The sequence below is a fragment of the Bacteroides sp. K03 genome (assembly GCF_019734355.1).
In the GTDB taxonomy this organism is placed as follows: domain Bacteria; phylum Bacteroidota; class Bacteroidia; order Bacteroidales; family Bacteroidaceae; genus Bacteroides; species Bacteroides nordii.
This window is the reverse complement of sequence record NZ_JAASHC010000044.1, coordinates 22,198-32,847: the sequence shown is the minus strand read 5'-3', so window position 1 is coordinate 32,847 and position 10,650 is coordinate 22,198. Positions and strand designations below refer to the sequence as shown.

At 36.5% G+C, this 10,650-nt stretch carries 13 protein-coding genes; 6 read left to right on the top strand and 7 right to left on the bottom strand.

Features of this window, described 5'->3' with window-relative positions; translation table 11 throughout:
* Nucleotides 1–385 precede the first annotated feature (385 nt).
* Nucleotides 386–1,102 carry an SDR family NAD(P)-dependent oxidoreductase gene (locus tag HCG69_RS19815; protein ID WP_221651449.1) on the top strand — a complete coding sequence of 239 codons (717 nt, stop codon included), beginning with the start codon at nt 386–388 and terminating at the stop codon, nt 1,100–1,102.
* A gap of 133 nt (nt 1,103–1,235) precedes the next feature.
* Complete coding sequence (locus HCG69_RS19810) at nt 1,236–1,820, top strand: phosphatase PAP2 family protein (RefSeq protein ID WP_221651450.1); 585 nt, start codon at nt 1,236–1,238, stop codon at nt 1,818–1,820.
* 418 nt (nt 1,821–2,238) lie between these two features.
* Here HCG69_RS19810 and HCG69_RS19805 read toward each other — a convergent pair whose 3' ends face one another.
* The 7 genes from HCG69_RS19805 to thiD form a co-directional block, all read right to left on the bottom strand.
* On the bottom strand, nt 2,239–2,409 hold the full coding sequence (locus tag HCG69_RS19805; RefSeq protein ID WP_007485580.1) for a hypothetical protein: 171 nt from the start codon (nt 2,407–2,409) through the stop codon (nt 2,239–2,241).
* Nucleotides 2,410–2,511: 102 nt separating this feature from the next.
* Nucleotides 2,512–2,721 carry a hypothetical protein gene (locus HCG69_RS19800; RefSeq protein ID WP_221651448.1) on the bottom strand — a complete coding sequence of 70 codons (210 nt, stop codon included), beginning with the start codon at nt 2,719–2,721 and terminating at the stop codon, nt 2,512–2,514.
* An 83-nt stretch (nt 2,722–2,804) separates the two neighbouring features.
* Nucleotides 2,805–3,269, bottom strand: coding sequence for a cold-shock protein (locus tag HCG69_RS19795; protein WP_221651447.1), 465 nt, complete (start codon nt 3,267–3,269; stop codon nt 2,805–2,807).
* Nucleotides 3,270–3,322: 53 nt separating this feature from the next.
* Nucleotides 3,323–4,396, bottom strand: coding sequence for a nitronate monooxygenase family protein (locus tag HCG69_RS19790; protein WP_221651446.1), 1,074 nt, complete (start codon nt 4,394–4,396; stop codon nt 3,323–3,325).
* 223 nt (nt 4,397–4,619) lie between these two features.
* Entirely contained in the window at nt 4,620–4,913 is a 294-nt protein-coding gene (locus tag HCG69_RS19785) for an RNA-binding protein (protein ID WP_221651445.1), read from the bottom strand.
* A 405-nt stretch (nt 4,914–5,318) separates the two neighbouring features.
* A complete protein-coding gene (gene fabD / locus HCG69_RS19780) occupies nt 5,319–6,206 on the bottom strand; it encodes an ACP S-malonyltransferase (protein WP_221651444.1) in 888 nt (295 codons plus the stop codon).
* 91 nt (nt 6,207–6,297) lie between these two features.
* On the bottom strand, nt 6,298–7,143 hold the full coding sequence (gene thiD / locus HCG69_RS19775; protein ID WP_221651443.1) for a bifunctional hydroxymethylpyrimidine kinase/phosphomethylpyrimidine kinase: 846 nt from the start codon (nt 7,141–7,143) through the stop codon (nt 6,298–6,300).
* 199 nt (nt 7,144–7,342) lie between these two features.
* On the opposite strand from thiD, the gene HCG69_RS19770 reads away from it, so the two are divergent.
* The 4 genes from HCG69_RS19770 (at nt 7,343) to HCG69_RS19755 (ending at nt 10,602) form a co-directional block, all read left to right on the top strand.
* Complete coding sequence (locus tag HCG69_RS19770) at nt 7,343–7,774, top strand: DUF3788 domain-containing protein (protein WP_221651442.1); 432 nt, start codon at nt 7,343–7,345, stop codon at nt 7,772–7,774.
* A 6-nt stretch (nt 7,775–7,780) separates the two neighbouring features.
* A complete protein-coding gene (locus HCG69_RS19765; RefSeq protein WP_221651441.1) occupies nt 7,781–8,905 on the top strand; it encodes a GyrI-like domain-containing protein in 1,125 nt (374 codons plus the stop codon).
* 12 nt (nt 8,906–8,917) lie between these two features.
* Nucleotides 8,918–9,388, top strand: coding sequence for a GyrI-like domain-containing protein (locus HCG69_RS19760; RefSeq protein ID WP_221651440.1), 471 nt, complete (start codon nt 8,918–8,920; stop codon nt 9,386–9,388).
* Between the two features lie 482 nt (nt 9,389–9,870).
* Nucleotides 9,871–10,602, top strand: a complete 732-nt coding sequence (locus tag HCG69_RS19755) for an NUDIX domain-containing protein (RefSeq protein ID WP_002560287.1) — start codon at nt 9,871–9,873, stop codon at nt 10,600–10,602.
* The last annotated feature ends 48 nt before the right edge of the window (nt 10,603–10,650 follow it).

Here is a 10,650-nt window from a genome sequence, read left to right as displayed (position 1 = left end):
AAAGGACATATCTTTCGTAGTTAACATTTATTAAAGCAATATTCTGCGGAAACATTTGGTTTTAATAGAGTATACGAAGATCGTGTTGATTCTCTACGAGCAATGGGCCGTTTCTCACCAAGAAATAAACTAAATATTCATAAGATATAACAATTTGCATGAACATGAAAATAGAAACAATTATCAATTGTTATGAAAACAGAAAATAAAATATTGAATGGAACTTTTTTGATTAACTTTTATTAAAGATCTGTTTTTTATAAATAGTTGGTATTAATAGAGTATACGAGAAGAAAATTTAAAACAGAATCTAAAATCTTGATTTCAATCAAGACTTTTTTTGTTCTGACAGAATACTTTTGTACCAGACAAATAAGAACTGAAAATGAAGAAGGTTATCATCATAGGTGCTACATCCGGTATTGGACGTGGATTGGCAGAGACTTTTATAAACGAAGGGTATATTGTCGGCATTGTTGGTCGTCGGGAACTAATACTACAGGAGATCTGTTCGCAAAGTGAAAATTGTCACTACAGAGTATGCGACATTACCAATGACAATGATACACTTTATCAACTCAATACACTCACTAATGAAATGGGGGGTATGGATATTCTGGTAATTTGTTCCGGTGTGGGGGAAGTAAATCCAAAATTGGACTATCGGCTGGAGAAGCCGACTCTTCTGACAAATGTAATTGGATTTACTAATATTGCGGATTGGGCTTTCCTATTCTTTCAACACCAGCAGTCAGGACAACTTGTTGTTATATCTTCCATTGGCGGTATTCGTGGAAGTGGTGTTGCCCCGGCATATAATGCAACCAAAGCGTTTCAAATGAACTACACAGAAGGGCTAAGGCAGAAAGCTGCAAAATTACCTTATCCTCTATATATCACAGATATACGCCCCGGTTTCGTTAACACAGCTATGGCAAAAGGAGAAGGCTTATTTTGGGTGGCATCTCTTGATAAAGCAGTATGTCAGATATATAAAGCCATTATACGAAAAAATAAAGTAGTCTATATATCCAAACGTTGGAGGTACATAGCATGGTTTCTAAAAATAATTCCTTCTTATTTGTATTGTAAAATGATGTAATGATACAATTCCGGTCATTTATCAATCTTAAAATCATATAGAAATATGTTTTTGTTTAATAACAATCAACTTTATATCCGATATCTTTTAATACCTTTGAGCGTTATTTACAACAAAATCAGATGAGGGTATGATGAGTCTCCGTAAACTACTTTTTTGGGTGTTTATTTGTATATTGACATTGTGTGCTTTAAGATATGGAGTCCTGGAAAGTGCGAATCAGTACATCTATAATCTTCGTAATACACATATTCCTTCTTTTGCCTACCGATATGATGATTTTCTGCCATATCTTCCGCTGATAATTATGTTCGGATTAAAAATAACAGGAATAAAGAGTCGAAGTAACTGGACACAAATGCTGGTTGCTACTGTTTTTTCATTTGCATTGATGGTAATTACTGTCTCTTCAATTAAGTCATTGGCTGGAGTATTAAGACCGGACGGATCTGATTTATTATCTTTTCCTTCGGGGCACACGGCAACCGCTTTTACATCAGCATGTTTGTTGTACAAGGAATATGGCAAGAAAAATATCCTGGTAAGTATAGTGGCCTATTTACCGGCCGTAGTTACAGGTATTACCCGCCAGCTTAATAACAGGCATTGGTTAAGCGATGTAGTAGGAGGGGCAGTGATTGGAATTGTTGCAGTGGAAGCAGGGTATTTCTTTACGAATTTACTTTTCAAAAAAAACAGAACTAAGATACAGATCTGATCTCTATACAATCAAAAAGGAGTCCGGCAATTACCGGACTCCTTTTTCAAACGTTTCTTTCAATAAAATTCTGATAACAACTTTTTTACTCATGGAGCATCACATACCCCCAAATCATAGAATCGGCATTTCCGATTCTATCTAACAATCTTTTTACCCATTTCATAATTTAAACATTTTATATTATATACCTTGAAAACACTGCAAATGTAAAGTAGAAATGTTACGATTGAATTGATATAAAGCAAAAAATATATTTCAAAGTTCTGTTTTTTGATATATGTCAATGAATCCACCTCTTTTTGTATGACAATTATAGATAAAAAAAGACTTCTTCGGGTGTCACTTTATACACCCGAAGAAGTCTCTACTACTAAATATGACTATTTAGAAATGCAGTTTTTATTTTACTTTCTGATTAGTCATTATTATCTTCTTCACCATCAACCAGGTTATTTAATTCAATTTCCAAATCGACTAACTCCTGTTCCCACAATTTTATAATATCTTTGGGAGTATCTTTAGGAGCCTTTTTAATCCTTTCCTGAGCAACAGATACCTGATGCTCCAACTGACTGCGTCTGCCCATATCGGTTATTTATTTATGATTATATAAATTAATTATTACTATGAATAACAGCCACCGAAAGTAAAAGTTTGTTCAATAAAGACTTTTATTACACTAAATATTTTAGACTTTTGAGCTATGCAGTTTTTTATAAACCTCTATGCGAAGATCTCTTTCTGCTTGGGATAGGTGCGCGGGAAGCTCAATTGATGTTCGCGGACTGATTGCCACAAGCACCACATCACCTACACTCTTTTTATACTCTTTGAGTACGTTCTCTATCAACTGACTGGACGAATTCATTTCAGATCGTATCATATTACCTTTTTTCATAATTCAAATTGTATTATTTTAGTTTTATATTTTATAGAAATGATTCTTGTTCCATCTACTTTTAATCAGAGTCTGACGTACTATCAATTTCCTGTTTTTTGTTCATTCTCGAAGCAGATATTCACTGCATTCATACCTTTTATCCCTCGTTCGAGATCGAATGTCACAATGTCATTTTCTGAAATATCAGCCATTACATTGTTCACGTGAAAAAAGTATTTCTCAGTTCCCGAAAGGTCTTTGATAAAGCCAAAGCCTTTGGAAGTGTTGAAGAATTCTACCCGTCCTTTCATTACGGTTGGAATCTCTTTTTCCTTTTTAGGAGTAGATATAACAATTTCCTCCTGCTTTATTTCTTCTTTTTTGATGTTCTCTGTTGGTGGTGTAGAGGTTATCATACCATTTTCATCAACATAGGCAATCATATCATCCAGGCTATTCGCTTTGGGTGATAGTTTTTTTTCTTCTTTTCTTTTTTGTTTTTCCGCTCGGCGAGCGAGTCTTTTCTTTTCGTTCTCACGTTTGTCAACTGTTACGGATTTTGCCATTAAAATTATATTTTGATTAATACTTAAATATCTCAACGTTTGCTGATTTCTGATTAAACCAACTTGTGAGTTGCTAAGAAGAATTCACTTTCCAGTTTATTCATTACTTCTTTTACACTACTTATTTTTTCTGCGAGAAAAGCATTGCTGCCGGCAAATGCATATCCTCTTCTCATATTACCTTTTGCAGCATTATACAATGCTTTGATAATGCAATAAGGGCTTTTTTGATAATCACATGTCTTGATGCAATGAAATGAGCATTTTTTGGGTCTTTCCATACCACTTTCTACGTTATGGATAAACTCTCCATTGATGGCTCTTCCCGGCATCCCGACAGGGCTTTCAATGATAAGTACATCTTCAGGTTTGGAATGGATGTACACTTCTTTAAAAGTTTGGGAAGCATCACATTCCTGTGTTGTTACAAAAATACTTCCCATCTGTACAGCCGAAGCCCCCAGCTCCATAAAACGGGCAATATCTTCTCCGGTAGAGATTCCACCAGCAGCAATTACCGGAATCTTTTTCTTTTCACTGTAACTATTGGCTATCGCTACCACTGCCGGAATCAATGATTCTAAAGCATAACTTTGATCCTGCAGTTGCTCCTTCTTAAATCCTAAATGCCCGCCGGCTTTGGGACCTTCCACCACAATCGCATCGGGCAGATAGTTATAATTGGCCAGCCATTTATCACAAATAATTTTTGCAGCTCTTGAAGAAGATACGATAGGTACCAATTTAGTAGAACTATCCGGTGTTAAGTAGGCAGGTAAGTCAAGGGGAAGTCCTGCACCCGAAAATATTACATCAATTTTTTCATTGATTGCCGTACGAATCATGTCGGCATAATTGGAAAGTGCCACCATAACGTTCACTCCAATAATTCCGTTCGTCTTTTTACGTGCTTTTCTGATTTCCTCTTCCAATCCACTAATACATTTTTCAGTATAAGTTCCTTTTCTTTTAGGATATAGCAATCCTAAACCGGCACACGAAATTACACCCAATCCTCCTTCATTTGCCACTGCTGATGCTAAACCGGACAGTGAGATTCCAACACCCATTCCACCTTGTACAATAGGTATTTTGATTTCAATATTTCCTATAAAAAATGATTCCATAAATTTATTTTGTACTATACTATAAGCCGGATAAACAACCTTGAATATACTTTATGCTAAAGAGTTGACGCATGTATCGACCCAATGAAAAGGTACAGGATTGGAAATTCCTGATATTATATAGAAGAACGGAAAATTAATAAACATTCCGTGAATAAGTAAAAATGAGATAACTTTAATGCAAAAACAAAAGAGGATCTTCTGTTTTTGCATTATCTGGATATTAATATCTTCTGGAGTTATTATAGTTTCTTCCTCCGTTTGATGGTTTTTCTGTACGTGGACGTGCAATGCTTACTGCAATCACTTTTTGATCGTATTCTACTCCGTTAAGCTCGTCAATCGCTTTCTGACCTTCTGTATCGTTTGTCATTTCTACAAAAGCAAATCCTCTTGACTTTCCTGTTTCTCTGTCTAAGATTACTTTAGCTGAAGATACTTCTCCATACTCTGCAAACAAATTATTTAAGTCAGCATCATTTGCGCTAAAGCTTAAACCTGAAATGTAAATGTTCATTTAAAATTTTATTAAAATAAATACTAATTCTGGAGTGAGGGAGATAATTAAAGGAGAGACCTGCTTAATAATACATAAAAAGGAGAACTATGCGATAACGACTTCGTAACTCAAACTCTGAGTACAAAGATAGTACAATAAATCAGAGAATCATACTTTGTTGCTTAATTTAAAAATTAAAAGTGTTCATTGTCATTTATTAGTAGAGCATATTCACTATAAAGCACATGGAGTTTTATTGATTAAAACGCAAATTAACACTGATTTTGCAAATGAATAACATTACTTGAAGTGAGTTGTATTGCATTTCAAACAAAGGTTTTCAAACGGGTATATCTAAAAAAAGAGAATTTCCTGTGACGGAAATCCTCTTCATTTTTCATTTATTGTATAAAGGAAAATATCTTATGCTATTCCATGAGCAGAAACCGTAGAATCGATTTTCTTAATCAATCCCTGAAGCACTGCACCCGGACCACACTCTGTAAAGTCGGCAGCACCATCGGCAACCATATTTTTCACAGTCTGAGTCCAACGTACAGAAGCAGTGAGCTGAGCAACCAGGTTCTTTTTAATTTCAGCAGGATCAGTATGAGGCAATGCATCTACATTCTGATAAACCGGACATTTGGGGGTATGAACTTCTGTTGCATTAATAGCAGCTTCCAGTTCTACTTTTGCAGGATCCATCAAAGGCGAATGGAAAGCGCCACCTACCTTTAAAGGAAGGGCACGTTTTGCTCCGGCAGCTTTCATTAATTCACAAGCTTTCTCGATACCTGGCATTGAACCTGAAATAACAATCTGTCCCGGACAGTTATAGTTAGCAGGAACACAAACTTCGCCTTCAGCTGTAACCGTAGCACAAATTTCTTCTACTTTTTCATCAGGCAATGCAATGATAGCAGCCATTGTAGAAGGAGTAGCCTCACAGGCTTTTTGCATAGCCATAGCACGTGCATAAACCAGTTTCAAACCATCTTCGAATGAAAGTGCACCGGCAGCAACCAATGCGGAAAATTCACCCAGTGAATGACCGGCAGTCATTTCCGGCTTAAAATCGTCACCCATGCAAAGAGCTGAGATTACTGAATGAAGGAAAACAGCAGGCTGAGTCACCTTTGTCTGGCGAAGGTCTTCGTCAGTACCATTGAACATAATATCTGTAATGCGATATCCAAGGATATCATTTGCTTTTTCGAACAATTCCTTTGCTAACGCAGAGTTATCATACAAGTCTTTACCCATACCCACAAACTGGGCACCTTGACCAGGAAATACAAATGCTTTCATATTTTCGTTCTAAATTTAAATTTGCGGGTGCAAAGTTATATATTTTTGTCATACAACAGCACATAATCTGCAATTTTGTGCAATGAAGATACTATTTTCCTTCTAATCTATCTGCCTTATCATCAATTATCTGCGCTTTCTCAGGATTCCAAAAATGGCACAACGGTCCATTCCCTTTTCCTGCAACTATCTCTTTACCTGCGTCAATGGCTCTACTCAGGTAGTTTTTAGCCTTACCTACCGCTTCATTCATGGTACACCCTAATGCCAGGTATGTAGCGATAGAAGAGGAGAGGGTGCATCCCGTGCCATGTAGATTTTTACTTACTATCTTCTTCTCCTTATATATGAATAAGTTTCCGTCAGCACATAAGATATCTTGCATCTCATCTCCCGGCAAATGCCCCCCTTTTATTAATACGGCAGTCCGGTAAATAGCCGAAAGTTCCCGGGCAACTTGTTGCATATCCTCCAATACAACAATCTTTTTGCCCGTTAAAACTTCTACTTCGTCCAGATTTGGGGTAAGGAGAGTCGTTAGTGGAAAAAGTTCTTTCTTTATGATTTCAATAGCAGCATCGTTCATTAACTTTCGCCCGCTGGTAGACACCATCACCGGATCATATACCACATGTTCGGGACGAAATTTACGCAAACAATCAGCTATGGCCCTAACTGTTTCTTCTTCGCTTACCATCCCTATCTTAACAGCATCGGGATGCAAATCTTCCATTACGGCTTCTATCTGTCCGCAGACAATTTCAGCAGGAACAACATGTACAGCACGTACTCCTACTGTATTTTGTACGGTTACAGCTGTGATGGCGGACGCAGCATACCCTCCTAAAGCAGATATGGTCTTGATGTCTGCCTGTATACCTGCTCCGCCCGAACAGTCGGAACCAGCAATGGAAAGAACCACCGGATAATGTTTCATACTTGTTTTTTTATATTTTCAGGGAACAAAGTTAGTATAAATTCGTACTCCTGTCAGAACTTGTTTTAATTTTCCTTTTAAAATTCGTTTCTTTGATTTTTAATATAAAGATGCCTATTTAGGACAACTGATTATGGAAGAAACGTACTACTTTTGCTGCATAAGCTCTAATTTAGAATCAATCGTAATATAGAATGTCATGAAACAACCTTTTCAAATACCAACTTCTGAAAAGATAGAAAACTTAATAGGAGAGGATCTTTATTATGTATGGACCTCTTTGTGTCAGCTCATCGAACAAAAATATGAGATGGAACGGCTTTGGAACAAGGGTGGTCAGGCCTGGACGTATGAATACAAATATTGTAGAGGAGGCAAAACTCTTTGTGCCTTATATGCTAAGGAATATACTTTCGGCTTTATGATTATTTTAGGGAAAGATGAACGCGCTAAATTTGAAACACAGCGGGCGTTTTTCTCAAGGGAAGTACAGATGAAATATGATGAAGCAACTACTTTTCATGATGGCAAATGGATTATGTTTGAATTAAAAAACACAAACTTATTCAGTGATATGGAACGGCTGTTGCAGATTAAGCGAAAACCCAATCGCGCAACTACAAACAGATAAAAATAAATGGTTATAAATAAAAGATATTGCCAAAGTTGCGGAATGCCACTTCGTTTCGATGTAGAAGAGTGGTTAGGTACTAATTCCGATAATTCCAGAAGCGATCAGTTTTGTTACTATTGCCTGAAGGACGGAAAATATACCGTTGATATATCCATGCAGGAGATGATTGATATCTGGATAAAATACACAGATAAGTACAATGGCTATGCAAATACTGCATATTCTCCGGAAGAACTAAGGGAAATCTTAAACAAACGTTTGCCTGCATTGAATCGCTGGCGACAAAAGCAGGAAACAAATAATGTTCATCATCAAACAATTCAGAATGTTATCATTCACATTAACAATCATCTGTTTGACAGAATAGATACGGATATACTTTGTGCGATAAGTGGCTTGTCCAAATACCATTTCAGAAGAGTTTTTCAGGCAGTGACAGGAGAAAATATCGGAAGTTACATACAACGCCTACGCATAGAACACATAGCACATCTGTTAATATCAACAGACTATACCATAAATCAAATACTGGAACATACGAATTATCAGACCAAATTCAGCATTGCTAAGGCATTCAAAAAACATTTTGGTATATCTGCATCCCAATACAGGGAAAAGTATAAACAGGCAGGTAATGAGCAAAACACAGTGATCTTTCCTGAAATAAAGACTCTCAACCCCATTAAGATATTCTGTATCGAAGTGGGCGAAGCTTACAAAGATAAGTTTCGGTACAGGTTGATCTGGGATAAACTTATACATCATGCTAAACGATACAATATAGACGGAAAGGATCGCAGATTTGTAAGTCTAAGCATGGATGATCCATCCATCACTCCTGAAGAAAAATGTCGTTTCTATTTGGGTATAACCTTATGTAATGATAAAAAAACAGATTTAAATTCCGGGATAATGGAAATACCTGGCGGGCGTTATGCAATATTCAGACATACCGGAGACTATTCTTCACTATATGAGTCCTACCGAATCATTTATGAAGAGTGGTTCCCCGCAAGCAGATATCGTCCTCAGAATACTTTAAGCTTCGAAATATACACGAATCATTCATCTGCAACAACAAAAACGGAGCTAATAACAGACATATATATACCAATTACAAAGAAATAAAGATTCACCATTATGGCAAGGATTTCAGAAATAATGTTGTTACAACAACCGGAGCAACCGGTATTGATAGTCGAAGTACATACAGATATGAATGGAATGACTAAAGCGATCGGAGATAACTTTATTAAAATAGATTCTCTGTTTAAAGAGCAAAATGAAGTTACAACAGATATTCCTTTTGTTGAGTATCCCCACTATGAAAGCTTAACTGAACAGGACATCAGAATGATCATTGGCCTTAAATCATCCGGAAGGCTGCAAGGTAAAGAAGATATAAAATCAGTGATAGTACCTGCACGTAAAATAGTCTCCTGCCTGCATAGAGGATCATATAATGAACTGGCTGCTCTTTATAATGAGATGACGGAATGGATAAAATTGAATGGATATAAAGCTTCCGGTTCATCCATAGAATATTACTATAGTAATCCGGATGTACTGGAAGCAGAACAAGTCACAAGAGTTGAAATGCCTGTATTTTAATATTGAGTACTTCCCGTATGGGAATTAAAACAGGGATGAACAGGAATTAGCGCAGGTGACATTTAATCTGCGCTAATTTGCGTTCATCCCTGTTATATTGCATTTCCGGATTATCAAATAGAACAGGGGGCCTTCTCTCTTTATCCTTTTTTAACAATCTAATAATATCCTCCTCATATCCTTTCCACAAATACAAATTGGTATATCGTATAAAATACAATAAGTCTCTTTTCCCATATACAGAAATAAACCGACGAAACTAACTGAAAATAAAGGCATCTGTAGTTTGTGTACTTTATACAATTACTAATCTTCTGTAAAGCCCAAAATACATATTGTAATTTATATGATAAGACAATTTGCAGTTACTGTAAAATGGAAGATATGTATATATTTGGAAAACAATGTTTTAGAACATACAGTTTTCTATTTATAAAAACAAAAACAGCCTCTATATTTGCATCGTTCAAAAAACAAGTGATATGCAAAATATACAGCAACAAGCCCCATTGGCAAACAATCACATCTCAGTGGACTGTGTGGTGATTGGTTTTGACGGCGAACAATTAAAAGTACTGTTAGTAAAACGAATGGGAGAGGAGAACGGTGAAATATACCATGATATGAAACTCCCCGGAAGTCTGATTTATATGGATGAAGATCTGGACGAAGCTGCACAACGTGTATTATGTGAACTGACAGGTATCAAAAATGTAAATCTGATGCAGTTCAAAGCTTTTGGCTCTAAAAACAGGACAAGTAATCCTAAAGATGTACACTGGTTGGAACGTGCCATGCAGTCGAGAGTAGAACGCATTGTGACCATTGCCTATTTATCAATGGTGAAAATAGACCGGGCACTGGATAAGAGTTTAGATGAACATCAGGCATGCTGGGTAGCTTTAAAAGATATAAAGGTACTGGCTTTTGACCATAATCTTATCATTAATGAAGCGTTGACCTATATCCGTCAGGTGGTAGAATTCAATCCCTCAATGCTTTTCGATCTGTTACCACGAAAATTCACAGCTTCTCAACTACGTATACTCTTTGAATTAGTATACGACAAACCGGTAGATGTGCGCAATTTCCATAAGAAAATAGCCCTAATGGAATATGTCGTTCCTCTCGAAGAAAAACAGCAAGGCGTTGCCCACCGTGCCGCCCGCTACTACAAATTCGACAAAAAAGTATACAACAAAATAAGACGGTAGGGGGAAATTATAAATTAAAAGATTCTCCAATCGTAAATTGTAAATCGT